At 56.1% G+C, this 22,972-nt stretch carries 24 protein-coding genes and 5 tRNA genes; 12 read left to right on the top strand and 17 right to left on the bottom strand.

The annotated features are described in order from the left end of the window. Nucleotides 1-199: 199 nt before the first annotated feature. From ACDO57_RS18565 to ACDO57_RS18520, 10 genes are all read left to right on the top strand, one after another. Nucleotides 200-292: transfer RNA gene (locus tag ACDO57_RS18565), tRNA-Ser, on the top strand. Between the two features lie 4 nt (nucleotides 293-296). Continuing rightward, nucleotides 297-373: transfer RNA gene (locus ACDO57_RS18560), tRNA-Arg, on the top strand. 64 nt (nucleotides 374-437) lie between these two features. Continuing rightward, nucleotides 438-514, top strand: a tRNA-Arg gene (locus ACDO57_RS18555). A 29-nt stretch (nucleotides 515-543) separates the two neighbouring features. Then, nucleotides 544-620: transfer RNA gene (locus tag ACDO57_RS18550), tRNA-Arg, on the top strand. A 160-nt stretch (nucleotides 621-780) separates the two neighbouring features. Then, nucleotides 781-857, top strand: a tRNA-Arg gene (locus tag ACDO57_RS18545). Nucleotides 858-974: 117 nt separating this feature from the next. Then, the gene (yqaB, locus tag ACDO57_RS18540) at nucleotides 975-1,541 is read left to right on the top strand and encodes a fructose-1-phosphate/6-phosphogluconate phosphatase (protein ID WP_032648006.1); all 567 of its coding nucleotides are present in this window, start codon (nucleotides 975-977) and stop codon (nucleotides 1,539-1,541) included. Then, nucleotides 1,538-1,966 carry a YqaA family protein gene (locus ACDO57_RS18535; RefSeq protein ID WP_008499541.1) on the top strand — a complete coding sequence of 143 codons (429 nt, stop codon included), beginning with the start codon at nucleotides 1,538-1,540 and terminating at the stop codon, nucleotides 1,964-1,966. Before yqaB ends, ACDO57_RS18535 begins: the two co-directional genes overlap by 4 nt. Before the next feature lie 83 nt (nucleotides 1,967-2,049). After that, the gene (gene gshA, locus ACDO57_RS18530; RefSeq protein ID WP_024907694.1) at nucleotides 2,050-3,594 is read left to right on the top strand and encodes a glutamate--cysteine ligase; all 1,545 of its coding nucleotides are present in this window, start codon (nucleotides 2,050-2,052) and stop codon (nucleotides 3,592-3,594) included. Nucleotides 3,595-3,747: 153 nt separating this feature from the next. After that, complete coding sequence (gene luxS / locus ACDO57_RS18525) at nucleotides 3,748-4,263, top strand: S-ribosylhomocysteine lyase (RefSeq protein ID WP_024907693.1); 516 nt, start codon at nucleotides 3,748-3,750, stop codon at nucleotides 4,261-4,263. 54 nt (nucleotides 4,264-4,317) lie between these two features. After that, nucleotides 4,318-5,082, top strand: coding sequence for a helix-turn-helix domain-containing protein (locus tag ACDO57_RS18520; protein ID WP_061714572.1), 765 nt, complete (start codon nucleotides 4,318-4,320; stop codon nucleotides 5,080-5,082). On the opposite strand, the gene leuA is transcribed toward ACDO57_RS18520, so the two are convergent. The 13 genes from leuA to ACDO57_RS18455 all read right to left on the bottom strand — a co-directional run bounded on the left by leuA (nucleotide 5,069) and on the right by ACDO57_RS18455 (nucleotide 19,897). Beyond that, a complete protein-coding gene (gene leuA / locus ACDO57_RS18515; RefSeq protein WP_061714573.1) occupies nucleotides 5,069-6,724 on the bottom strand; it encodes a 2-isopropylmalate synthase in 1,656 nt (551 codons plus the stop codon). The genes ACDO57_RS18520 and leuA overlap by 14 nt on opposite strands. Nucleotides 6,725-6,906: 182 nt before the next feature. After that, a complete protein-coding gene (gene emrB, locus ACDO57_RS18510) occupies nucleotides 6,907-8,454 on the bottom strand; it encodes a multidrug efflux MFS transporter permease subunit EmrB (protein WP_024907690.1) in 1,548 nt (515 codons plus the stop codon). Between the two features lie 16 nt (nucleotides 8,455-8,470). After that, a complete protein-coding gene (emrA, locus tag ACDO57_RS18505) occupies nucleotides 8,471-9,643 on the bottom strand; it encodes a multidrug efflux MFS transporter periplasmic adaptor subunit EmrA (RefSeq protein ID WP_029742047.1) in 1,173 nt (390 codons plus the stop codon). 126 nt (nucleotides 9,644-9,769) lie between these two features. After that, nucleotides 9,770-10,300 carry a transcriptional repressor MprA gene (mprA, locus tag ACDO57_RS18500; protein ID WP_023333174.1) on the bottom strand — a complete coding sequence of 177 codons (531 nt, stop codon included), beginning with the start codon at nucleotides 10,298-10,300 and terminating at the stop codon, nucleotides 9,770-9,772. A 313-nt stretch (nucleotides 10,301-10,613) separates the two neighbouring features. Continuing rightward, the gene (locus ACDO57_RS18495) at nucleotides 10,614-11,798 is read right to left on the bottom strand and encodes an MFS transporter (protein ID WP_032647999.1); all 1,185 of its coding nucleotides are present in this window, start codon (nucleotides 11,796-11,798) and stop codon (nucleotides 10,614-10,616) included. Nucleotides 11,799-11,983: 185 nt separating this feature from the next. Then, the gene (proX, locus tag ACDO57_RS18490; RefSeq protein WP_370884405.1) at nucleotides 11,984-12,979 is read right to left on the bottom strand and encodes a glycine betaine/L-proline ABC transporter substrate-binding protein ProX; all 996 of its coding nucleotides are present in this window, start codon (nucleotides 12,977-12,979) and stop codon (nucleotides 11,984-11,986) included. A gap of 9 nt (nucleotides 12,980-12,988) precedes the next feature. Continuing rightward, nucleotides 12,989-14,059, bottom strand: coding sequence for a glycine betaine/L-proline ABC transporter permease ProW (gene proW / locus ACDO57_RS18485; RefSeq protein ID WP_048990878.1), 1,071 nt, complete (start codon nucleotides 14,057-14,059; stop codon nucleotides 12,989-12,991). Beyond that, complete coding sequence (gene proV, locus ACDO57_RS18480) at nucleotides 14,052-15,254, bottom strand: glycine betaine/L-proline ABC transporter ATP-binding protein ProV (protein ID WP_127732090.1); 1,203 nt, start codon at nucleotides 15,252-15,254, stop codon at nucleotides 14,052-14,054. The genes proW and proV overlap by 8 nt, the downstream gene beginning before the upstream one ends. A 331-nt stretch (nucleotides 15,255-15,585) precedes the next feature. Continuing rightward, on the bottom strand, nucleotides 15,586-16,545 hold the full coding sequence (gene nrdF / locus ACDO57_RS18475) for a class 1b ribonucleoside-diphosphate reductase subunit beta (protein ID WP_370884404.1): 960 nt from the start codon (nucleotides 16,543-16,545) through the stop codon (nucleotides 15,586-15,588). 9 nt (nucleotides 16,546-16,554) lie between these two features. Next, entirely contained in the window at nucleotides 16,555-18,699 is a 2,145-nt protein-coding gene (gene nrdE, locus ACDO57_RS18470) for a class 1b ribonucleoside-diphosphate reductase subunit alpha (protein ID WP_370884403.1), read from the bottom strand. Further along, nucleotides 18,672-19,082: a class Ib ribonucleoside-diphosphate reductase assembly flavoprotein NrdI gene (nrdI, locus tag ACDO57_RS18465; RefSeq protein WP_024907682.1), complete on the bottom strand. Its 411-nt coding sequence runs from the start codon at nucleotides 19,080-19,082 to the stop codon at nucleotides 18,672-18,674. The genes nrdE and nrdI overlap by 28 nt, the downstream gene beginning before the upstream one ends. After that, a complete protein-coding gene (nrdH, locus tag ACDO57_RS18460) occupies nucleotides 19,079-19,318 on the bottom strand; it encodes a glutaredoxin-like protein NrdH (RefSeq protein ID WP_008502570.1) in 240 nt (79 codons plus the stop codon). The genes nrdI and nrdH overlap by 4 nt, the downstream gene beginning before the upstream one ends. Nucleotides 19,319-19,570: 252 nt before the next feature. Next, nucleotides 19,571-19,897, bottom strand: coding sequence for a DUF883 domain-containing protein (locus tag ACDO57_RS18455; protein ID WP_008502569.1), 327 nt, complete (start codon nucleotides 19,895-19,897; stop codon nucleotides 19,571-19,573). 160 nt (nucleotides 19,898-20,057) lie between these two features. Here ACDO57_RS18455 and ACDO57_RS18450 point away from each other — a divergent pair, with 160 nt between their 5' ends. After that, a complete protein-coding gene (locus ACDO57_RS18450) occupies nucleotides 20,058-20,402 on the top strand; it encodes a DUF2002 family protein (RefSeq protein WP_024907681.1) in 345 nt (114 codons plus the stop codon). Between the two features lie 32 nt (nucleotides 20,403-20,434). On the opposite strand, the gene alaE is transcribed toward ACDO57_RS18450, so the two are convergent. Then, nucleotides 20,435-20,884, bottom strand: coding sequence for an L-alanine exporter AlaE (alaE, locus tag ACDO57_RS18445; RefSeq protein ID WP_008502567.1), 450 nt, complete (start codon nucleotides 20,882-20,884; stop codon nucleotides 20,435-20,437). Between the two features lie 494 nt (nucleotides 20,885-21,378). Between alaE and stpA the strand changes: the two genes are divergently transcribed. After that, nucleotides 21,379-21,783, top strand: a complete 405-nt coding sequence (stpA, locus tag ACDO57_RS18440) for a DNA-binding protein StpA (RefSeq protein WP_370884402.1) — start codon at nucleotides 21,379-21,381, stop codon at nucleotides 21,781-21,783. A gap of 38 nt (nucleotides 21,784-21,821) precedes the next feature. On the opposite strand, the gene ACDO57_RS18435 is transcribed toward stpA, so the two are convergent. From ACDO57_RS18435 to ACDO57_RS18425, 3 genes are all read right to left on the bottom strand, one after another. Next, entirely contained in the window at nucleotides 21,822-22,001 is a 180-nt protein-coding gene (locus ACDO57_RS18435) for a hypothetical protein (RefSeq protein WP_024907679.1), read from the bottom strand. A 79-nt stretch (nucleotides 22,002-22,080) separates the two neighbouring features. After that, complete coding sequence (locus ACDO57_RS18430; RefSeq protein ID WP_370884401.1) at nucleotides 22,081-22,602, bottom strand: rhodanese family protein; 522 nt, start codon at nucleotides 22,600-22,602, stop codon at nucleotides 22,081-22,083. Nucleotides 22,603-22,611: 9 nt separating this feature from the next. Continuing rightward, on the bottom strand, nucleotides 22,612-22,911 hold the full coding sequence (locus tag ACDO57_RS18425) for a helix-turn-helix transcriptional regulator (protein WP_024907677.1): 300 nt from the start codon (nucleotides 22,909-22,911) through the stop codon (nucleotides 22,612-22,614). Nucleotides 22,912-22,972: the final 61 nt, after the last annotated feature.

The following is a 22,972-nucleotide window of genomic DNA, read 5'->3' as shown; positions in this document are numbered from 1 at the left end:
TCTGTGAAGATGTCTGCAAAATCCGCTTATAAAACACCCTCTTTGCGGCTTTTACATGCGAATTGCGTGTGATTTGTGCAAACGATAAAAGCTTTTGGAAAATTGTTTGACTTATAAGTCCCAGAAAGTAATATATGCGCCACGCAGCGACGAGAAGCTCTTAACGAGTTCCTCGAAGCACTCGAAAGAGGCGTTGTGTGGTGAGGTGGCCGAGAGGCTGAAGGCGCTCCCCTGCTAAGGGAGTATGCGGTCAAAAGCTGCATCCGGGGTTCGAATCCCCGCCTCACCGCCATTTTGCATCCGTAGCTCAGCTGGATAGAGTACTCGGCTACGAACCGAGCGGTCGGAGGTTCGAATCCTCCCGGATGCACCATCTATTACTTCATATTGCTTTAGAAGTGATATGAATATCGAGCAGTACAGTAGTAAATCCCGATGCATCCGTAGCTCAGCTGGATAGAGTACTCGGCTACGAACCGAGCGGTCGGAGGTTCGAATCCTCCCGGATGCACCATTTACTATTTCTGAAAGCAGTACCCTGATGCATCCGTAGCTCAGCTGGATAGAGTACTCGGCTACGAACCGAGCGGTCGGAGGTTCGAATCCTCCCGGATGCACCATATTCTCCGAGATAATAGCCACGCTGTTGTTTCAAGGTCTGCGGGTTAATCGCAAGCACCAGGGAGGATAACGTTGCTTTAGCAACGGCCCGAAGGGCGAGGCGCAGCCGAGTAATCCTCCCGGATGCACCATTTACTGTTTCTAAAAGCATTTCCCGATGCATCCGTAGCTCAGCTGGATAGAGTACTCGGCTACGAACCGAGCGGTCGGAGGTTCGAATCCTCCCGGATGCACCATCTTCTCCTTCTTTGTTTATTCCTTCGACGTTCCGTCAGCAATCACACTCTCTGTCAGCGACAAAAACCACCATTTACGATAAAGTAATGCTTTGTTAATCGGTTAGTGAGAGCACGATGTACGCACAGTATGACGGTTTGATCTTCGATATGGATGGTACTCTTCTGGATACCGAACCCACGCATCGTCAAGCCTGGACCGACGTCCTGGGCCGCTACGGTATGCGTTTCGACCTTCAGGCGATGATCGCCCTCAACGGCTCCCCAACCTGGCGTATTGCACAGGCCGTGATTGAACTGAATCAGGCCGATCTCGACCCGCACCTGCTCGCACGCGAAAAAACCGATGCGGTAAAAGCCATGCTCTTAGATACCGTACGTCCTTTGCCGCTGATTGATGTGGTAAAAGAGTGGCACGGGCGTCGCCCGATGTCGGTGGGGACGGGCAGCGAAAGCGCGATTGCAGAGGCATTACTCAACCATCTTGGCCTGCGCCACTATTTTTCTGCCGTGGTCGCCGCCGATCATGTTAAACATCACAAGCCCGCACCGGACACCTTCCTGCTCTGCGCAGAATTAATGGGCGTCCCTGCGGCAAAATGTGTTGTGTTTGAAGATGCCGATTTTGGTATCCAGGCCGCGCGTGATGCCGGAATGGATGCGGTGGATGTGCGCTTACTGTGAGTGACGCACTGTCACTCGCCTCATTATTCGCCAGCAGTTTTTTAAGCGCCACGCTGTTACCGGGCAATTCGGAAGTGGTGCTGGTGGCGATGCTGTTGTCCGGCGTGAGTCAGCCCTGGCTGCTTGTATTAATAGCAACAATGGGTAATAGCCTTGGAGGGCTGACTAACGTTATTCTTGGGCGTTTCTTTCCGCTGCGCGAAAAATCGCGCTGGCAGGAAAAGGCAGTCGGCTGGCTAAAACGCTATGGCGCTGCCACGCTGTTATTAAGCTGGATGCCTGTAATAGGCGATTTACTGTGTCTGCTGGCGGGATGGATGCGCATCTCCTGGGGACCGGTGCTCTTTTTTTTGTGCCTTGGCAAGGCGTTGCGCTATGTTCTCGTGGCGTGGGCAACACTACAGGGTATGACGTGGTGGCACTAATTGGTGGAATGAATACGCGACCTTCAATCGTCAACCATTACAATTATGCTGAGTAACATTACTTTGACAGGCGGGAGGTCAATTTGATCCCGGACGTATCTCAGGCGCTGGCCTGGCTGGAAAACCACCCTCAGGTATTGAAGGGTATTCAGCGTGGTCTTGAGCGTGAAACGCTGCGCGTTAACGCGGACGGCAGTTTAGCGACGACGGGTCACCCGAAGGCGTTAGGCTCGGCGCTGACACATAAATGGATCACAACCGATTTCGCTGAAGCGCTGCTGGAGTTCATCACCCCAGTAGAGGGTGATATTGATCATATGCTGACGATCATGCGCGATATCCATCGCTACACCGCGCGCAACATGGGCGACGAACGTATGTGGCCCCTCAGCATGCCGTGCTATATCGAGCAGGGGCAGGAGATCGAGCTGGCGCAGTACGGCACGTCAAATATTGGTCGGCTGAAAACGCTCTACCGTGAAGGGCTGAAAAACCGCTACGGCGCGTTGATGCAGACCATCTCTGGCGTGCACTACAACTTCTCGTTGCCGATGGCTTTCTGGCAGGCGAAATGTGGTGAAACGGATAAAGACGCGATCTCTGAAGGCTACTTCCGCCTGATCCGCAACTACTACCGTTTCGGCTGGGTGATCCCGTATCTGTTTGGTGCCTCCCCGGCGATCTGTTCTTCGTTCCTGCAGGGGAAACCGACCACGCTGCCGTTCGAGAAGACCGACTGCGGAATGTACTATCTCCCGTACGCCACCTCTCTGCGCCTGAGCGATCTCGGTTATACCAATAAATCGCAAAGCAATCTCGGTATTACGTTTAACGAATTGCACGAATATGTGGCAGGATTGAAGCGGGCGATCAAAACCCCGTCGGAAGAGTACGAGAAAATCGGCCTCGAAAAAGACGGCAAGCGCCTGCAAATCAACAGCAATGTGCTGCAGATTGAAAACGAGCTGTATGCGCCTATTCGTCCTAAGCGCGTAACCCGCAGCGGTGAAACCCCGTCGGATGCGCTGCAGCGCGGCGGGATTGAATACATTGAAGTGCGCTCGCTGGATATCAACCCGTTCTCACCGATTGGCGTTGATGAACAGCAGATTCGCTTCCTGGATCTGTTTATGGTCTGGTGCGTGCTGGCGGATGCGCCGGAAATGAGTTCAGACGAACTGCTCTGCACCCGTACAAACTGGAACCGCGTGATTCTGGAAGGGCGTAAACCGGGTCTGACGCTGGGTATCGGCTGCGAAACGGCACAGTTCCCGCTGACCACAGTCGGCAAAGATCTGTTCCGTGACCTGAAGCGTGTTGCCCGGACAATGGACAGCATCGACGGCGGAGAGGCGTATCAACTGATCTGCGACCAGCTGGTGGAATGTTTTGATAACCCGGAACTGACGTTCTCAGCGCGCATTCTGCGTTCTATGATTGATCAGGGCATTGGTGGTACGGGGCGTTCACTGTCGGCGGAGTACCGTGAGATGCTGATCCAGGAGCCGTTAGAAATCCTGAGCGAAGCGGATTTTGTAGCGGAACGCGATGCGTCCGTTGTGCGTCAGAAAGAGGTTGAAGCGGCGGATACCGAGTCGTTTGAGGCGTTTCTGGCGAAGCAGGCTTAAGCAGAAAAGAAAAAGGCCACATCGCTGTGGCCAAAATATACATCTCTGAATTCAGGGATGATGATAACAAATGCGCGTCTTTCATATACTCAGACGCGCATTCTGTAGAAGAGTTCAGTTTATTTTAAAAAAAATCACTATCGGAGGTGACGTATGCCGTTATTAGATAGCTTTACTGTCGACCATACCCGTATGGAAGCACCTGCAGTCCGCGTGGCGAAGACCATGCACACCCCGCACGGCGACACGATCACCGTCTTCGATCTGCGTTTCTGCGTGCCAAACAAAGAAGTGATGCCGGAGAAAGGCATTCATACGCTGGAACATCTGTTCGCCGGCTTCATGCGTGACCACCTGAACGGCAACGGCGTTGAGATCATCGATATCTCTCCGATGGGCTGCCGTACCGGTTTCTACATGAGCCTGATTGGCGTGCCTGATGAGAAGCGCGTCGCGGATGCCTGGAAAGCGGCGATGCAGGACGTGCTGAAGGTGAAAGAGCAGAACCAGATCCCTGAGCTGAACGTTTACCAGTGCGGTACCTACCAGATGCACTCTCTGGAAGAAGCGCAGGAGATCGCGCGCCACATCATCGAGCGTGATGTTCGCGTGAACAGCAACGAAGAGCTGGCCCTGCCGAAAGAAAAACTGCAGGAACTGCACATCTAGTGCACCTTTTCCCTCTCCCTCAGGGAGAGGGTAGGGTGAGGGTGGTTTAATTCCATGACCACAACCGCAACCTTCTCCTTTACCCACCGTCCCCTCGTTCCGTTCGCCCATGATTACGCTCATGGTGACAGCGAGCCGTGGCATGAGCACGACTGCGCACAGCTGCTGCACACCCTGAGCGGCGTGGTACGGGTGGATACCGCATCGGGCTGTTGGGTTGTGCCTCCCGGTCGCGGCGTCTGGCTGCCTGCGGGCACGCAGCATTCCCTGCGCATTACCGGCAACGTGGCGGCGCGAACGCTATTTATCGATCCGCTGGCGCGGGCCGATCTCCCGGCCACCTGCCAGATCGTGCAGATCGCGCCGCTGCTGCGCGAGCTGATCCTCGTCTCCCTTGCTTTACCTGAGTCGTACTCACCCGGAAGCCGGGATGAGCGCGTCTATGAGCTCATTCTCGATGAAATCCGCACTATGCCGGTGCTGCCGTTTCACCTGCCGGAGCCGGAAAGTGAGGCGTTACGTCGCCTGTGCCTGCAAATCCGGCAAAGCCCGGGTGAAAGCTGGAGCAGCGCGCAGGCTGCGAGCGTGATGAACATGAGCGAGCGCACCCTGAACCGCCATTTTCAGCAGCAGACGGGATTAAGCTATGGAGAGTGGCTGAGAAGGGCGCGCCTTCTGGAAGCCTTAGTGCGGCTGGCGCAGGGCCAGCCGGTATTGCGCGTGGCGCTGGATCTGGGCTACGGCAGCCACAGCGCCTTTACGGCGATGTTCCGCCGCGTGATGGGCGTCTCCCCCAGCGATTACTTTAAGAACGACTGACGGCGTTAAAGAGCGCCTGAAGCGACGCGCGCGCTACGTCGCTGTCAATGCCCACGCCCCAGCGGCTGCTGCCGTCCTGGAACAGGCAGCGGATGTAGGCCACCGAGCGGCTGTCGCTGCGCTCGCCTAACGTATGCTCGTGATAATCCTTAATCACGAACGGGGCGTTGACCCAGCGGCTCAGGCCGTGAGCGGCGGCGGAGAGCAGACCGTTACCCTGACCTTCCAGCTGACGCGTTCCCCCCTGCGTAGCGATGCTTGCCGTCAAACGCAGCTGGCCGTCCTGCTGGCTGTCGCTGCGGTAGGATTGCAGCGCATAGTGCGGCGTGGCCACCAGGCCGTAGCGGGTGCGGAACAGCTGCCACAGTGCATTCTGCGTCATCTCTTTTCCATGGCGATCGGTTTCCTGCTGCACGTGCTGGCTAAAATCCTGCTGCAGGGCGCGGGGCAACTTCAGACCATGGTTCTGTTCGATCAGCCACGCGCTGCCGCTTTTTCCTGACTGGCTGTTCACGCGGATCACCGCTTCGTAGGTGCAGCCAATATCCTGCGGATCGACAGGCAGGTAGGGCATCTCCCAGCGATCGCCAGGCCTGCGGGCATCAAAGCCTTTTTTGATCGCGTCCTGGTGTGAGCCGGAGAAGGCGGTATAGGCCAGCCGTCCTGCCCACGGATGGCGCGGATGCACCGGCAGCTGATTGCAGGTTTCCACCACTTCCACCACCCGGTTCATATCGCTAAAGTCCAGATTCGGGCTAACCCCCTGGCTGTAGAGGTTCATTGCCAGCGTCACCAGGCAGACGTTGCCCGTACGTTCCCCGTTACCAAACAGACAGCCCTCCACGCGGTCAGCCCCCGCCATTACGGCCAGCTCCGCGCAGGCGACGCCGGTACCGCGGTCATTATGCGGATGCACGCTGATGCAGACATCGCGGCGGCGGCTAAAGTGGCGACAGAAGTACTCGATCTGGTCGGCATAGACGTTCGGCGTGCTCACTTCGACGGTGGCGGGTAAGTTGATCACCATTGGCCGTTCGTCGCACGGCTGCCAGATCTCCGCGACGGCTTCACAAATCTCCAGCGCAAACTCTGGCTCGGTAAAGCAGAAGGTTTCCGGGGAGTATTCATACTGCCATCGGGTGTCCGGGTTCTCTTCACACAGCTGACGAATAAGCCGCGTGGCGCGCGTCGCCAGCTCGACGACTTGCGCTTTCTCCATGCCGAACACCAGGCGGCGGAACAGCGGGGCTGTGGCGTTGTAGAGATGGACGGTGGCCTGCTTCGCGCCGCGCAGGGATTCAAAAGTGCGATGGATGAGATCTTCCCGTGCCTGAGTGAGCACCTGAATCGTCACGTCATCCGGGATGCGGCTCTCTTCAATCAGCTGGCGAACAAAGTTGAAATCCGTCTGCGAGGCGGAAGGAAAAGCGACCTCGATCTCTTTGAATCCGCAGCCCAGCAGCAGGTCCCAGAACTGCAGCTTGCGCGCGCTGTCCATCGGCTCGGCAAGGGCCTGGTTGCCGTCGCGCAGGTCGGTTGAGAGCCAGCGCGGCGCGCGGGTGATGCGTTGCTCCGGCCAGCGGCGGTCGGGCAGGGAAAGGGTCGGATAGGGTTGGTACTTGTCGGCGGGTGTGTTCAGCATGATGCGCTCCTGTTGTCTTTTCACTATCGTGAATCGATTTCAGGCGTGCTGCTTTATCGGAACTGACAATGGCTGTCGCGTTCTGGACACGGTGCGGTTTTTTGCCGGATGGCGGCTACGCCTTATCCGGCCTACGTTCGTAGGCCCGGTAAGCGCAGCGCCACCGGGCAACTGTCACAGAACTAGTGCGCGCCACCGCCGCCGCTACCGGCGCCAAACGGTGGTTTAGCAAACCACACCAGCCCCAGCAGGACGATAAAGATCCCCGCCGATATCCAGAAAATCTCGTTGGCCGAGATAATCAGCCCCTGGTTGGTGATCTGCTGGGCAATCCACCCTGACGCCTGCTGCTCCGTCATACCCATTCCCTGAAGCTGGTTGTACATTTCGCGGGAGTTCGGGTTGAACGGGTTCACCGCTTCGGTCAGCTGCGCATGGTGCATCGATTCACGGTTAGTCCACAGGGTGGTGGTGATCGACGTACCGATGGAGCCCGCCAGCGTTCGCGTAAAGTTCGACAGGCTCGATGCCGCCGCCATGCGTTCAGGCGGTAAACCGGAAAGCGTGATGGTGGTCAGTGGCATAAAGAAACACGCCACGGCAAAGCCCTGAATAAACTGCGGCCACGCGGACGCGCCAAAGTCCATTCCCGGTTCGAACGTATACGCGCGCCAGTAGAAGCACACGGCGTACATGATAAAGCTGAACGTCACCAGCCTGCGCATGTCGAGCTTGTGGGCGAAGCGGCCAATAATCGGCGACAGCAGAACCGGAATCAATCCAACCGGTGCCGAGGCTAAACCTGCCCAGGTTGCGGTGTAGCCGTATACCTCCTGCAACAGCTGCGGCAGCAGTACAATCGCGCCGAAGTAGAGCATGTAGGCGAGGCTGATACACAGACAGCCTATGGTGAAGTTTCGCGACTTAAACAGCGACAGGTCGACTATCGGGTTATCGTCCGTCAGCTCCCAGACAATCAGGAAGCTCAGCGACACCACCGCGACAATCGTCAGGATGATGATCTCCCGGGAGTTGAACCAGTCCAGCTCTTTGCCCTGGTCGAGCATGACCTGCAGGCTACCGATGCCGATAACCAGCAATGCCAGACCAATGGCGTCGATACGCCGCTGTTCCGTCCGGGTTTCTCTGCCGCGCAGCGTCTGGAGCGTCAGCATTACCACGATGGCGCCAATCGGTACGTTGATGAAGAAGATCCAGCCCCAGTGATAGTTGTCGCTGATATAGCCGCCTAAGATAGGCCCGCAAATCGGGGCGACAATCACGGTCATTGACCATAGCGCCAGCGCAATTGAGCGTTTGGCGGGCGGGTAGTTGTTCAGCAGTAAACTCTGCGACAGCGGAATCAACGGCCCGGCGACAATCCCCTGAATAACGCGGAAGAAGATCAGCATCGTCAGGCTGCTGGACATGCCGCACGCCCAGGAGGCAAGAACGAACAATACCGTCGACCAGAGGAACAGCTTCACTTCACCGACGCGCTTTGCCAGCCAGCCGGTAATCGGAATGGAGATGGCGTTTGCCACCCCAAACGAGGTAATGACCCAGGTCCCCTGGCTCAGCGACGAGCCAAGGTTACCGGCGATGGTCGGGATCGCCACGTTCGCGATGGTGGAGTCCAGCACCTGCATGAATGTCGCAAGAGAGAGCGCAATGGTCATGATGACCAGCTGCGCCCCTTCCAGCGGTTTTTGCGGCTTTTGCTGTTGCATAACGCTCACCTTCGGATTAACCGGCGTTTGCCTTCACGATGTCATCGATCAGCTTGTTGACCGGATCGAGGCTAATTTCACGGGCGTTACTTTCATAAGCCGGGCTGCTGCGAACCTGGCTTGCCAGGATCTGACCGTCGCGGTTGGCGGTGTCGACCGTCACCAGCGTAGAGAGGCCGATACGCAGCGGGTGATCCGCCAGCTGTTTGGCATCCAGCTCAATACGCACAGGCAGACGCTGAACCACTTTGATCCAGTTACCGGTGGCGTTTTGCGCAGGCAGCAGGGAGAAGGCGCTGCCGGTCCCCATATCCAGACCAACCACTTTCCCGGTGTACTTCACGTCATCGCCGTAGATGTCGCTGACAACCGTCGCGGTCTGGCCGATACGCATATGGGCAAGCTGCGTCTCTTTAAAGTTGGCATCTACCCACAGATTGTCTGCCGGCACGACCGCCATCAGCGGCGTGGTTGGGCTAATCTGGGCCCCTGGCTGGACGGAACGACGGGAGACATAGCCGGTCATCGGGCTGACGATTTTAGTACGCTGCAGGGCAAGCCACGCGTTGCGCACTTCAGTCGCCGCCTGCTGAACGGCGGGCTGGTTTTCCAGGCTGGTGCCCAGCACCATCGCCTGGTTGGCGTTGTACTGTTGAATGGCCACATCCAGCTGTGCCTGAGCGCTGGCCACGGCATCGCGGGCGTGCTGCAGCTCTTCACGGCCAATCAGGTTAGCCGTGCCGAGCGGCACGCGGCGGTTCAGGTCGCTCTGCGCCTGCGCCAGTGCCGTTTTCTGCACGTCGATGTTGGCCTGCAGCTGTTTGCTGTTGATCATCAGCTGGCGGGTCTGACGGACGCTGGAGGCCAGCGCGGTCTGTGCTTTTTCAAACGCCTGCTGTGCGTCGGTTGGATCGAGGGTCACCAACACATCGCCTTTTTGCACAAAGTCGGTATTGTCAGCCCAGACTTTCGTCACGCTGCCCGACACCTGCGCCATAATTTGTACCTGGTTCCCTGCCACGTACGCGTCGTCAGTCTCTTCAGCATGACGCAGTACTAAAAACCAATAGATCCCATATGCCACGGCAATAATGATAAAGAGCAAGGTCAACAGAAGAAGGGCGCTCTTACGTTTGCCTTTCTTGTTGCCCGGCTGCTGCGGGGTAGTGCTCTCCGCATTTGCGCTCATTGTAGTTCTCCACGATCTTCTTATTTTCACATCGGCTGAGCCGACCTGTTGTCAGAAAGGCCAGCAGTGTGACGTGCTGGCCTGTCGGTTTTCTTATGAATCTGGAATGGTGAGCGTGTCGTCGCGTTAGCGCAGCGCCTCAAGAACGGCGCCGTCTTCATCCATCTGGTCAAGACGGGTGAGCAGCTTGCGAGTGATGTGCTCAAGCTGGTCGCGCTCGGCGGTGCTGAGGACAGACCAGAGTTTGTGCAGGCAATTGTGCTGAGGTGGCAGCACCTCGCGCAGGAACTGGTGACCTTTATCGGTCAGTTGCAGATGCAGGCAGCGGCGATCATTGTCGCTTTCACGGCGCTCAATCCAGCCACGCTTTTCGAGTTCATCGGCAATACGGGTCGCATTGGTACGGGAAGAGCCCAGCGCGCAGCTCAGTTCGGAAGGCTGAATGCTGTGATTTTCCTGAGACTCCAGCGTAATCAACGCCATAAACAACGTCTCGTTAATCCCTTGAGCTTTCAGCATTTTATTACGGTTTTCCAGTAGCTTACCCTGCATGTGCATGCACAGGCGAGTCAGCAGGATTTCCTGGTACGGGAAGTCCTCATGGCGACTGGCGCGGAATTTAAGCATTTGTTCAATGGGCGTAAACGAACTATCCATTTGGGCATAACCTCATTAATTACAGCCGATATAGTAACGATAGTGACAAATAATGTAAATGAATTATTTGTGCGGTTATATCCGCCAAATCAATGTCACCATCAGAAAGCGCCGGGTAAGTCCGTGACCCGGTGAGCACAGAAAGCGTAGGGTGTGAACCCGCTGAAGAGAGGATGTGAGGACGGGGGTCTGAACTATTCATGCCGATTGTAAATATGTCACCCACATTAAAATTTCTGGGATAAATGATTACGTTTACATTAACAGAGTGAAAGGCCTCTTAACACCCTAAGAGGCCAACGCAATGTAAAACTTAGTGAATTGCATCCTGGCGATGGTAACCACGCCACCATACTAGCAGGTTAAGAGTGGCGACGATGGCCCCGATCGCACATACCCCCGACCAGCCTGCATGCTGCCACGCAGACGCTGAAATGAGCGAACCCGCCGCGCCGCCAATGAAGTAGCTGGTCATGTAACCGGCCGTCAGGCGGTTACGCGCCTCTGGCTTCACGCGATAGATGACGGTCTGATTGGTGATGTGAACGCCCTGAACGGTGAGATCGAGCACCAGGATGCCGACGATCAGCGCCAGCACCGAGACGTGCCCGTACCAGATTGCCGCCCAGGAGAGCAGAAGTAAAATCAGCCCTGCGGAGGTGGTCAGGTGGGATTTACCCTTGTCGGCCAGCCCTCCTGCGGGACGCGCGCCCAGTGCCCCTGCGGCACCTGCCAGACCGAACAGGCCAATCACCCCTTCGGAATAATTGAACGGCGGCGCTGCAAGCAGAAACGCCATCGACGTCCACAGAATGCTGAAGTTGGCGAAGGTGAAACAGCCCAGCAGGGCGCGGGTGCGCAGAAGCTTATCCTGGGTGAACAAACTGAAAACGGAGGCCAGCAGTTGAGGGTAGTTCAGGTGGTTTTCCTGCTTCACTTTTGGCAGCCCGCGCCACAGCGCCAGCGCCATGATAACCATCAGCACGCTCGCTACCCAGTATACGGTGCGCCAGCCGCCGAGGCTTGCCAGCAGGCCGGCAACGGTACGCGCCAGCAAAATCCCCAGCAGCAGGCCGCTCATGATGGTGCCCACCACCTTGCCGCGTTTTTCCGGGGAGGCGAGGGTCGCGGCGAGCGGGACCAGGATTTGCGCCACCACGGAGAACAGCCCCGTTAGCGCGGTACCGACGATCATCATCGTCAGCGACTGGCTGCTGGCGGTGATCAGCATCCCACCGGCGGCCAGCAGGGTCATGGAGACGATCAGCATTCGGCGTTCAAACATATCGCCGAGCGGCACCAGGAACAGCAGTCCGGCGGCATAGCCGAGCTGTGCAGCGGTAACGATAAAGCCTGCGGAGCTGGCGGAGAGATTGAACGCGCGGGCGATGGTGTCGAGAAGAGGCTGCGCGTAATAGTTGCTGGCGACCGCCAGACCCGTTGCCACGGACATTAAAAGGATGAGTGCGGGGCTAAGCCCTTGAGTGGTTTTTGTCATTAGTTTCAGGAATCGTTAGTTGAGTGATTATTTTTCCGGAAACCATAATAGCTAATGATTGTGAATGTTGGGGGATTGTTGGGTGATGGATTGTGCGGTTTAGGGGAATGGTGCGGTCTGGTGCCCCCTCACCCGGTCCTCTCCCCCAAGGGGAGAGGGTTAGGGCGAGGGGCAGGGGTTTGTTTTTACTTCTGCGCCGCAAGCGCCTCTTTCACCCAGCCGTCAAACTGCTGCTGGTGGGCTTTGATCCAGCCGTCCACGTGGCCTTTCACATCCGCTTCGGAGGATTTACCCGCGTGCATCATCGCGTTCTGGGCGTTGATGTCCGCCAGCGGCAGCTTCATCACCGAGAACAGCTTCGCCGCTGCCGGGTTTTTCTCGGCCCAGGCTTTGTTGGCCACGATATGCATGGTGTTCACCGGGAAGCCGTAGTTCATGCCGTTCGGCAGCTTGGTGTCGATGTCTTTCTGCTCGCCCGGCAGGGAGGAGAACGGTACCTGCAGCCACACCACGTCTTTTCCCGGCTTCAGCACGTCGCTCACCCAGTATGGCGTCCAGGTGTAGTAAATCACCGGTTTACCCTCTTTGAAGCGGGCAATGGTGTCGGCCATCATCGCCGAATAGTTGCCGTGGCTCACGTCGACCGTTTTCGCCAGATCGAAGGCTTTATTCTGGTGATTAATCACCGCTTCACAGCCCCAGCCCGGCGAGCAGCCCATCATGTCGGCCTTGCCGTCACCGTTGGTGTCGAACAGTTTGGCGATCCTCGGATCTTTCAGCTGTTCAATATTGGTGATGTGGTACTTATCGGCGGTTTTCTTGTCGATCAGATAACCCTGCGCCGCGCCGGTGACAAATGTGCCTTCACGGTAGAATTTCTTGTCGCCACCGGCGGCGGCATACATGTCGTCGTGCAGCGGCTGCCAGTTCACGGCGGTGAAGGTGGCGTCACCGGAGGCAATCGAGGTATAGCCCACGTTGTAATCCACTTCGCTCGGCGTGTTAACCGTGTAGCCGAGTTTTTCCAGCGCGCGGCTGACGATCAGGGTCTGGAAGCTCTCTTCCGAAATGGTGCTCTGCACCGGCTGCACGGTAATGCCTTTGCCCGGCAGATCAGCCGCGAAGGTGCTGGTGGAGACAAGGGTGGCAAACGCTGTGGCAAAAAGGACGTTATGTCGCATCGTTGTTCCTTATTTTGATTTCGTGAAAGGGCGGGTGAGTAACCCGACCGGGCCGGTGGTATACCAGCGACGGTTGCCGCGACTGCGTGAATCACGACCGACGGCCTGAGTCAGGCGGTCAAGAATAATGGCGAGGATCACGATCCCGACGCCGCCGACGGTGGCCAGCCCCATGTCGAGACGGCCAATGCCGCGCAGCACCATCTGGCCCAGTCCGCCAACAGCGATCATCGAGGCAATCACCACCATCGAGAGTGCCAGCATCAGCGTCTGGTTAACGCCCGCCATGATGGTCGGCATGGCCAGCGGGAGCTGAACCTTAAACAGCATCTGGCGCGGGCTGGCACCGAACGAGCGTGACGCTTCGATCAGGTCCGCAGGCACCTGGTTGATCCCGAGAATGGTCAGACGAATAATCGGCGGCAGGGCAAAGATAATGGTGACCACCACGCCCGGCACGTTGCCGATGCCGAACAGCATCACAATCGGCACCAGATAGACGAAGGCCGGGGTGGTCTGCATTGCATCCAGCAGCGGACGGATAATCTTCGCTGCCCGCGGGCTGCGCGCCAGCCAGATCCCCATCGGCAGGCCGATGACAATGCAAAAGAGCAGGGCGGTCAGCACAAGCGCCAGGGTGATCATCGCCTGCGACCAGGCCCCAATCGCGCCGATGGCAATCAGCGAAATCAGCGTGGCGACACCCATGCCGGCGCTGCCAAACTGCCAGGCGATCAGGGAGAACAGGATAATCGCCACCGGTGCCGGCATGCCCAGCATCAGCTGCTGGAAGCCGTTCAGGATGTAATCCACCGGGATGCGGATCCCCTGGAAAACCGGACGGAAGTGCGTGACCACCCAGTCGATCCCCTCCGTCACCCAGCTGTCCAGCGGGATCAGCGTTTTATGGAACGGATCCATGATGTTGAAGTGTTCTGGCGCAGGCGCGGGTGCGCTATTGAGCCAGTCTGCCGCGCCGCCGCCGTCGGCGGGGGCTGGCGTGGAACCCCACGCGTCGGCGGATTGCGCAGCGCTGTCCGCTGCTTCAGTGGTGCCCCACGGGTTTGATTGATCAGCCATTGTTTGCCCCCTCGCGATCTAAAGCCTGCAGCAGCATCCGTTTTGAGATGATGCCGACGTACTGTTGTTCCTCGCCCACGACCGGCACGGCGCACGGCGCCTGACCCACGTGAGAGAGCAACTCGCTGAGCGGCGTTTCGGCGTCCACGGCAAGCGGAGCGTCAATCAACGCCGCATCGATCCCCTGGTTTTCGCTGAGCGCGGTTTTCAGAGAGTCGATGGAGACAACGCCGACAAATTTATTGCCGCGTTCAACCAGATAACCGTATTCACGGTCTTCGTCCTGCAGCAGCTTAAGCGCCGAGCGCGGGCCGAAGCCTGGGGTTTTACGAATAATGCCGTTTGGCGTTCGACGGGCAATATCTTTGGCGCTAAAGACCTGGCTAATATCCACGCCGCGGAAGAAGGTACGGACATAATCGTTCGCCGGATTATTGAGTATTTCATCCGGCGTGCCGACCTGCACAACTTCACCGTTTTGCATAATGGCAATACGGTCGCCAATACGCATGGCTTCATCCAGATCGTGGGAAATAAAGACAATCGTTCGCTGATGTTTAGCCTGTAATTTTACCAGTTCATCCTGCATCTCGGTGCGAATTAACGGATCGAGGGCGGAGAAGGCTTCATCCATTAATAAAATATCTGGATTAATGGCTAATGCGCGGGCTAATCCCACGCGCTGACGCATACCGCCGGAAAGTTCATCCGGGTACGCATGCGCATAATTTTCCAGCCCGACCTGACGCAATGCATCAAGGGCTTTTTCCTGACGTTCCTGAGCCGGCGTGCCGGCTAATTCCATGCCGAAGGCGGTATTATCCAGTACCGTCATGTGCGGCATTAGCGCGAATGACTGGAACACCATTGCGATCTTCTTTCTGCGCACCTCGCGAAGCTCAGCGTCTGATATTCTGGCGATATCCACGCCGTCAATCAGCACCTGTCCGCGGGTGGGTTCAATCAGGCGATTGAGAAGGCGAACCATAGTGGATTTACCCGAACCGGATAATCCCATGATGACAAAAATCTCGCCTTCTTCAATGGCCAGACTGGCGTCTTTAACGCCAAGCGATAGCCCGGTTTTTTCCAGAATTTGCTCTTTCGTAAGGCCTTTTTCAATATATTTGAATGCGCGCTGCGGATGCTCGCCAAATACTTTATAAAGATTTTTCACTTCTAATTTAATTGCCATGCAATAGAGAGTGTCCTGTTATTTGTTTATGTCGATATGATTACCATGGTAAATTGTTAACGGGCATAACCCTAACATACTGAGAATCTGAGACAACCCTGGGTTTGCTTATGACGTGAATTTTCAGGGAAGCGAAACGGCTGAATTTCCCATGAATAAAGGGCTGAGAGCGTTTTGAATTTTTCTCAATTTTTTGCTGCTGCATCGGGGAATTTCGCCTGGATCGGAATGATTCAGGCGAATATGACTCGGAAATGACAGTGTAGTTGCTTTGTAAATATTAGAGAGGAAATTGTTGGGTTTATATTAAATTAACGAACGTTAACGTTCATTAAAAATCCCAGTCTTCATCCTCGGTTTCCACCGCTTTGCCCATCACGTACGACGAACCCGACCCGGAGAAGAAATCGTGGTTTTCGTCGGCGTTGGGCGACAGCGCGGACAGAATCGCCGGGTTCACCTCCGCCATCTCCGGTGGGAAAAGTGCGTCGTATCCCAGGTTCATCAGCGCCTTATTGGCGTTGTAGCAGAGGAAGGCCTTCACGTCTTCCTCCCAGCCGGTGCCGGCGTACAGTTCCTCGGTATAGCTCAGCTCGTTGTCGTACAGATCCATCAGCAAATCGAGCGCAAAGCCTTTAAGCTCCTCGCGCTTTGCCTCGCTGACTTTCTCCAGCCCTTTCTGATACTTATAGCCGATGTAATACCCGTGCACCGCTTCATCACGAATGATGAGCCGAATCAAATCGGCGGTGTTGGTGAGCTTGCCCCGGCTCGACCAGTACATGGGCAGCCAGAACCCGGAATAGAAGAGGAACGATTCCAGAAACACGCTGGCGATCTTCTTCTTCAGCGGCTCGTCGGCCCGATAATACGTCAGCACCAGCTCCGCTTTTCTCTGCAATGACTCGCTCGCTTCACTCCAGGCATAGGCAGCGTCGACGTCTTTGGTCTGGCACAAGGTGGAGAAAATCGAGCTGTAGGAGCGGGCGTGCACCGCCTCCATAAAGCTGATGTTCGACATTACCGCCTCTTCGTGCGGCGTCAGCGCGTCACTCATCAGCGCCGGTGCGCCGACGGTATTTTGAATGGTGTCGAGCAGCGTCAGGCCGGTAAAAACGCGGATCGTCAGCTGCTGCTCGGCGTGGCTCAGCGTTTGCCAGGCCGGAATATCGTTGGAGAGCGGGACCTTTTCCGGCAGCCAGAAGTTGCTGGTCAGGCGGTTCCACACCTCCAGGTCTTTGTCGTCCTGGATTTTGTTCCAGTTAACGGCACTCACGCGTGACAGTTTCATCCTTTCTCCTTACAGCGCGCAGGACACGCAGCCTTCAATTTCGGTGCCTTCCAGCGCGAGCTGGCGCAGGCGAATGTAGTAGAGCGTTTTGATGCCTTTCTTCCAGGCGTAGATCTGCGCTCTGTTGATATCCCGCGTGGTGGCGGTATCCGGGAAGAACAGCGTCAGCGACAGCCCCTGATCCACGTGTTTTGTCGCCTCCGCGTAGGTATCGATGATTTTTTCCGGCCCGATCTCATACGCGTCCTGATAGAGCGCCAGGTTCTCATTGGTCATAAACGGGGCAGGGTAGTAAACGCGCCCGGTTTTGCCTTCTTTGCGAATTTCAATTTTCGATACGATCGGGTGAATGCTCGAGGTGGCGTGATTGATATAGGAGATCGAACCGGTTGGCGGCACCGCCTGCAGGTTCTGGTTGTAGATGCCGTAGCGCATCACGTCGTCACGCAGCTGCTGCCACATCTCACGCGTCGGGAGGGTAAACCCCGCGCGAGCAAACAGTTCGCGCACTTTTTCGGTTTTCGGCTGCCAGTCGCCTTCCAGATACTGGCTGAAATATTCCCCGCTGGCGTAGCGGGACTGCTCAAAGCCCGCGAAGCGCTGGTCGCGCTCGCGCGCCAGCATCATTGAGGTGTGCAGCGCGTGCCAGGTGACGGTGTAAAAATAGAGGTTGGTGAAGTCCAGTCCTTCCGGACTGCCGTAGGCGATGCCTTCCCTCGCCAGATAGCCGTGGAGGTTCATCTGCCCCAGCCCGATGGCGTGCGACGCGGCGTTGCCCGCTTCAATAGACGGCACGCTGCGGATGTGGCTCATGTCCGACACCGCCGTCAGCCCGCGAATGGCGGTTTCTATCGTGCGGCCAAAGTCGGGTGAATCCATGGTGTGGGCGATATTCAGCGACCCGAGGTTGCAGGAGATGTCTTTGCCGATCTCTGCGTAGTCCAGGTTTTCGTCGTAGGCTGACGCGCTATTGACCTGCAAAATCTCCGAGCACAGGTTGCTCATGTTGATGCGCCCGGCAATCGGGTTCGCGCGGTTCACCGTATCCTCAAACATGATGTACGGATAGCCGGACTCAAACTGAATTTCGGCAAGCGTCTGGAAGAAATCGCGGGCGTTGATGGTTTTTTTGCGAATGCGATCGTCGGCCACCAGTTCGTCGTAGAGCTCGCTGATGGCCACGTCGCCAAAGGCCTTGCCGTAAATTCGCTCGATGTCATACGGCGAGAAGAGCGCCATCTCGGCATTCTCTTTGGCGAGCTTAAAGGTGATATCCGGGATCACCACCCCCAGCGACAGGGTTTTGATGCGGATTTTTTCGTCGGCGTTTTCGCGTTTGGTATCGAGAAAACGCAGAATGTCCGGATGGTGCGCGTGCAGGTAAACCGCGCCCGCGCCCTGGCGCGCGCCAAGCTGGTTGGCATAGGAGAACGCATCTTCCAGCATCTTCATCACCGGGATCACGCCGGAGGACTGGTTTTCGATGCGCTTGATCGGCGCGCCCGCTTCACGCAGGTTAGAGAGCAGAAACGCCACGCCGCCGCCGCGTTTGGAAAGCTGCAGCGCCGAGTTCACCGCGCGGCCAATCGACTCCATATTGTCTTCGATGCGCAGCAGGAAGCAGGAGACCAGCTCACCGCGCTGGGCCTTGCCGCAGTTGAGGAAGGTTGGCGTGGCGGGCTGGAAGCGTCCGGAGAGGATCTCGTCGGTGAGCTGCTCCGCCAGCGCTTCATTACCCTGCGCCAGGGTCAGCGCGACCATCACCACGCGGTCTTCAAAGCTTTCTAAGTAGCGTTTACCGTCGAAGGTCTTCAGGGTATAGCTGGTGTAGTATTTCCACGCGCCAAGGAACGTCTGGAAACGAAAGCCGCTGGCATGGGCGCGTTCAAACAGCTTCACGACGAAGGCGCGTTCATAGCGGGTGAGGACGCGCGCGTCGTAGTAGCCCTCGTTAACCAGATAGTCGAGACGTTCATTCTGGCTTGCAAAAGTCACGCTGTTGGGCCGCACGTGGGCGGCAAAAAAGGCATCCACCGCCTCACGGTCTTTATTAAACTGAATGCGTCCCTCCCGGTCATAGAGGTTAAGCATGGCGTTTAATGCGTGGTAATCCGGCGTCGCCTGCATTACCCGTTCTGCGGTTGTCGTTGCCAAAATTCGTTCACTCCTTTACGCACGTTTTCGACGTCCTGCTGCGTCCCCATCAGCTCAAAGCGATAGAGATACGGCACGCCGCACTTTTGAGAGATGACATCTCCGGCGCGGCCAAAGGCATCGCCGAAATTGCGATTCCCCGCCGCAATGACGCCGCGGATCAGCTCCCGGTTATGGGGATCGTTCAGAAAGCGGATCACCTGGCGAGGCACAGCGCCCGCCGTACCGCCTCCGCCATAGCTGGGCACCACCAGAATGTAAGGTTCCTCTACCCGGATCCGCTCCCGCTCGTTAAGGGGAATGCGCACCGCAGGCAGCCCGACGCGCTCAATAAAGCGGAGCGTGTTTTCCGAGCTGCTGGAGAAGAACACCAGTCTGCTCATGCCCGTGCGGCCTGTGCGGCGATGCGGTTGATCATGTCCGGGCGGAAGCCAGACCAGCTGGTCTCCCCGGCCACCACCACCGGAAGCTGACGGAAACCCTGCGCGCGAAGGGTATCGGCGGCCTCGGGCTGCTGGTCAATATTCACCATCTCAAACGCCACGCCGCGGCTTTCCATTGCCCGTTTGGTTGCGTGGCACTGAACACAATCGTTACGAGTGTAAATAATAATGCTCATGATTCGTATTTCCATTTAAAATGAGAGAACGGCGCGAGTCATCGCGTCAGGTTGTGTGTGTCTTGCTAAAAGGAATACTATATGTAGTTGTCTTAAGTTTCAACCATACAAGATATGGGAAATTTAGATTGATGTTGTCCCGATGATGAGCACAGCGGGGCAGGGCAGGCTATACGGGTTTTACAGGCGAGAAGGCAAAGAAAAGCCCCGGCAGCCACTGACCACCGAGGCAGATAACGGTGCGTGAGCGGGTTATTTACGCAGGCTAAGCAGAGCGCCCACAAAGATACCGACGGCCGCTACCGTGCCGAGCGTACAGAGCGGTTTCTCGCGCACGAAGGTCGTTGCGCAGCTGACCGCATCGCAGGCAGCCTGTGTCGTACGCGTGCGGCCGTTTAAGCGTGCGCGGGTTTCACGGAGCAGAGACTGAGCCTTACGTTTTGCGGCATCCGCTTCGTCCTTCGCGTCACTTCCCCAGGACTTCAGCACCTCTTCGAGCGTGTCCGCTAATTGGCTGACATCATTACGAATATCCTGAGCGTCGTCATTAATATCGTTTCGGTTCGGTCTGTTAAACATACGATCCTCCGTAATTTTGTGTTCCCGTTCAGTTTAGTTCAGAAATTTAATATCTGAAGCGCATCACGCGTTATCCGGCAGTTTATGGATTATTCTGAAAGCCCTGCTAATGCTGAATACTGTAAGGTTGCCGGGCAGGAAAAGATAACGAGGAAAAGATATGTATTTACGACCTGATGAGGTGGCGCGCGTTCTTGAAAAAGAGGGATTCACCATGGATGAGGTGACACCAAAAGCGTATGGATATCGCCGCGGCGATAATTATGTTTACGTTAATCGTGAAGCAAGAATGGGACGTACCGCTCTCATTATTCACCCGACGCTGAAAGACAGAAGTCTGTCATTTGCTGAGCCTGCCTCGGATATTAAAACCTGCGATCACTATCAGCAATTTCCGCTCTATTTGGGCGGTGAACGGCATGAGCATTATGGTATTCCGCATGGCTTCAGCTCACGCATGGCGCTGGAGCGGTTTTTGAAGGGACTGTTTGGCGACGTACAGTAAATTCGCGACTGGCGTGCGCCAGTCGCTTCACATCACGCTTTTGCCTGACTGTACTGGCTGACCTTAAACAGGCGGCGGCAGTAGTCGAGGAAATAGCCGTATACCGCACCCATCAGCATTGAAATCACAATATTCGAACTGACCGCCGCAGCGATCTGGTGCCAGTCTGCACCCACTGTCAGCAGAATGGCCACATAAACCGGCGACTGGAACGTCACATAGGCCAGAACGTCCGCCAGGTTTTTCACCCAGCCTGCGGGGCTGATACGACGCGCAAAACGCATGACGGCATCGCGGTATAAGCCGTAAGGCCATGCAATAATTATATTGACCGGGATCGCCACCAGACGAGAAGAAAGTGACTGCTCGAAGGACATTCCGGAGAGGAATATTTCGATCAGCATGTTCACAACGGAACAGTAGACAACCATCGCGAAAGTATCCGCCACGGCATGGCGAAGGCGTGATTGCGGTGAGAACATGTCTGAACTCCTTGAGAAGAACACAAAAGAAACGATTTTCCTGAAGCGATTAGTGCTTTAGGTTGGTTTGCTTGACGTGTATAGCGTATATCTCTGCGTTTGAACTAACAACTAGTGATTAATTTTTATTTAATCGCCTTTTGTCCACAAAATTCTCTAAAAGTGATTGTTTTTTATCCGGTTCGTTATAATCTGTCTCGATTGGCTGTTTTTTCAGGTAAATCAGATGGTTGGTGTTTATGGCGCCAGGGGGAGAATCGTTCCTCTTGTGCGAGGCGTAGAATGCTGAAATTTTGATTAAAGTTGACCATTTATATTGATGCGATGATTGAATCCATGCATATCCCGCAGGCGTTATAAGATAATATTCGCAGTGATATTTAAACATATTTACCCTACAGGCAGGGCGCCCCCACGGGTAGATATTTCAGCGGAAATGAATTATTCTGTCGACGATTTATCTATTTACCCTAAAGAGAAGGTTTTCAAATAATATGTCTTCGACGTTACAGAATCTTAATAATATCCGAACTCTGCGTGCCATGGCGCGTGAATTATCCCTGGACGTGCTTGAGGAAACGCTGGAAAAGGTCAGGGTCGTTACTGAAGAGAAACGGAGTGAGCTGGCGGAATTAGAGCAGCAGCGTGCTGAACAGCAGGAAAAAATTAATGCCCTGCTGGAACTGATGAAAGCCGATGGTATTTCACCGACTGACCTTCTGGGCTCTGAAAGGGCACTGACGGGTAATCCAGCGAAAAAGCGCAAGCCGCGTGAAGCAAAATATCGTTTTATTGACCAGAACGGTGAAGAGAAAACGTGGACCGGCCAGGGCCGCACGCCAAAGCCTATTGCCAACGCGCTGGCAAACGGTAAATCGCTGGATGATTTTCTGATCTGACAGGTGAGCCGGGCGGTACACGCCGCCCGGCTGGCTGTTCAGCAGACGCCGAAATCGCCTTCTTCGTTATACGGCGCCACATCGGCAGCTTTCAGAGTATATTTCTCGCCTTGCTCATTGCTGGCCTGAACCGCCACAATGCTGTCACCGTTCACTTCGAGCACTTTCAGTTTCGGGCCGCCTTTACGCGGTTGCACATAATCACCGACAGAAAACATATTACCTCCTCATCGTTTTAGCGATCTTCACCTTATCCCACGCCTGACGCCGGGTACAGCGTATTTCACCGATTACTGCTTATGAGGTACGCCGGTTCCAGGGCATTACCCTGAGCAGTCGCGCCATACCGCAAAAGCCCGTCACACCGGCGAAAAGCAGCCCGGCTCCGACAAAACCGCTGAGCAGGAAAAAGCCGCTGGAGACGCTATAGCCCAGCACTACGCCACAGAGTATCAACAGCCCGGCAGCAATTTGCACCTGACGCATCAGCGGCAGCGGCTGGGATTTGTCTTCGACGGTCGGCAGCCCGGCCTGCTTCCAGCCCTGAATGCCCCCTTCGACCACAAATGCCTGAGCGGGCGCGGCGGCCTGCGCAAGGCGGTCGGCATTGCCTGAGGTGCGGGCACCAGACTGGCAGTGAAAAATCACCGTATCCCTCGCCTGAGCGTTAAGACCGCCGGGTAAGGTATCCAGCGGCACGGACTGCGCGGCGGGAATATGCTCGCGGGCGTACTCGTCGGCATCACGAATATCAATCAGTTTTGCGCCTTCAGCGATGCGGGCGCTGGCCTCGCGCGGTGAAATAAGGGGAAGTGACATGGCGGCTCCTTACGGGCAATAAAGGGTTTTCAGGGTGCTGATGAGCTGATGCACCGCATCGTTTTTAATGAAATAGAGAATGCGCTGCGCGTCGCGGGTGCTGTCGATAAGACCTTCCTCACGCATGCGCGCCAGATGCTGCGACGTGGCGGAAGGACTTAGCCCCGTCGCGCGGGCCAGTTCCCCCGCGCTGGTGCCGGGGGCGCCGCACAGGGTGCAGAGGATTAGCAGCCGACGCGGGTTGCTCATCGCTTTTAAAAGGTTTGCGGCCTGCTCTGCGCTGGCCTGAAGCTGTTCGAGTTCGGTCATTATAGTTTAGCATTTACTTAATTAAGGTAATGCTAAAGTAATTGTACGCATTACGCCAGCG

Origin of the sequence: Enterobacter cloacae complex sp. 2015409, from assembly GCF_041365315.1 — a bacterium.
In the GTDB taxonomy this organism is placed as follows: domain Bacteria; phylum Pseudomonadota; class Gammaproteobacteria; order Enterobacterales; family Enterobacteriaceae; genus Enterobacter; species Enterobacter pseudoroggenkampii.
The sequence above is the reverse complement of the archived record's forward strand: the minus strand, read 5'-3'. Positions and strand labels throughout refer to the sequence as shown.

Coding starts and splice junctions, on each gene's coding strand:
- yqaB (WP_032648006.1), top strand. CDS start 975: ATGTACGCACAGTATGACGGTTTGATCTTCGATATGGATGGTACTCTT.
- luxS (WP_024907693.1), top strand. CDS start 3,748: ATGCCGTTATTAGATAGCTTTACTGTCGACCATACCCGTATGGAAGCA.
- ACDO57_RS18520 (WP_061714572.1), top strand. CDS start 4,318: ATGACCACAACCGCAACCTTCTCCTTTACCCACCGTCCCCTCGTTCCG.
- leuA (WP_061714573.1), bottom strand. CDS start 6,724: ATGCTGAACACACCCGCCGACAAGTACCAACCCTATCCGACCCTTTCC.
- emrB (WP_024907690.1), bottom strand. CDS start 8,454: ATGCAACAGCAAAAGCCGCAAAAACCGCTGGAAGGGGCGCAGCTGGTC.
- emrA (WP_029742047.1), bottom strand. CDS start 9,643: ATGAGCGCAAATGCGGAGAGCACTACCCCGCAGCAGCCGGGCAACAAG.
- mprA (WP_023333174.1), bottom strand. CDS start 10,300: ATGGATAGTTCGTTTACGCCCATTGAACAAATGCTTAAATTCCGCGCC.
- ACDO57_RS18495 (WP_032647999.1), bottom strand. CDS start 11,798: ATGACAAAAACCACTCAAGGGCTTAGCCCCGCACTCATCCTTTTAATG.
- proX (WP_370884405.1), bottom strand. CDS start 12,979: ATGCGACATAACGTCCTTTTTGCCACAGCGTTTGCCACCCTTGTCTCC.
- proW (WP_048990878.1), bottom strand. CDS start 14,059: ATGGCTGATCAATCAAACCCGTGGGGCACCACTGAAGCAGCGGACAGC.
- proV (WP_127732090.1), bottom strand. CDS start 15,254: ATGGCAATTAAATTAGAAGTGAAAAATCTTTATAAAGTATTTGGCGAG.
- nrdF (WP_370884404.1), bottom strand. CDS start 16,545: ATGAAACTGTCACGCGTGAGTGCCGTTAACTGGAACAAAATCCAGGAC.
- nrdI (WP_024907682.1), bottom strand. CDS start 19,082: ATGAGCAGACTGGTGTTCTTCTCCAGCAGCTCGGAAAACACGCTCCGC.
- nrdH (WP_008502570.1), bottom strand. CDS start 19,318: ATGAGCATTATTATTTACACTCGTAACGATTGTGTTCAGTGCCACGCA.
- ACDO57_RS18455 (WP_008502569.1), bottom strand. CDS start 19,897: ATGTTTAACAGACCGAACCGAAACGATATTAATGACGACGCTCAGGAT.
- ACDO57_RS18450 (WP_024907681.1), top strand. CDS start 20,058: ATGTATTTACGACCTGATGAGGTGGCGCGCGTTCTTGAAAAAGAGGGA.
- alaE (WP_008502567.1), bottom strand. CDS start 20,884: ATGTTCTCACCGCAATCACGCCTTCGCCATGCCGTGGCGGATACTTTC.
- stpA (WP_370884402.1), top strand. CDS start 21,379: ATGTCTTCGACGTTACAGAATCTTAATAATATCCGAACTCTGCGTGCC.
- ACDO57_RS18435 (WP_024907679.1), bottom strand. CDS start 22,001: ATGTTTTCTGTCGGTGATTATGTGCAACCGCGTAAAGGCGGCCCGAAA.
- ACDO57_RS18430 (WP_370884401.1), bottom strand. CDS start 22,602: ATGTCACTTCCCCTTATTTCACCGCGCGAGGCCAGCGCCCGCATCGCT.
- ACDO57_RS18425 (WP_024907677.1), bottom strand. CDS start 22,911: ATGACCGAACTCGAACAGCTTCAGGCCAGCGCAGAGCAGGCCGCAAAC.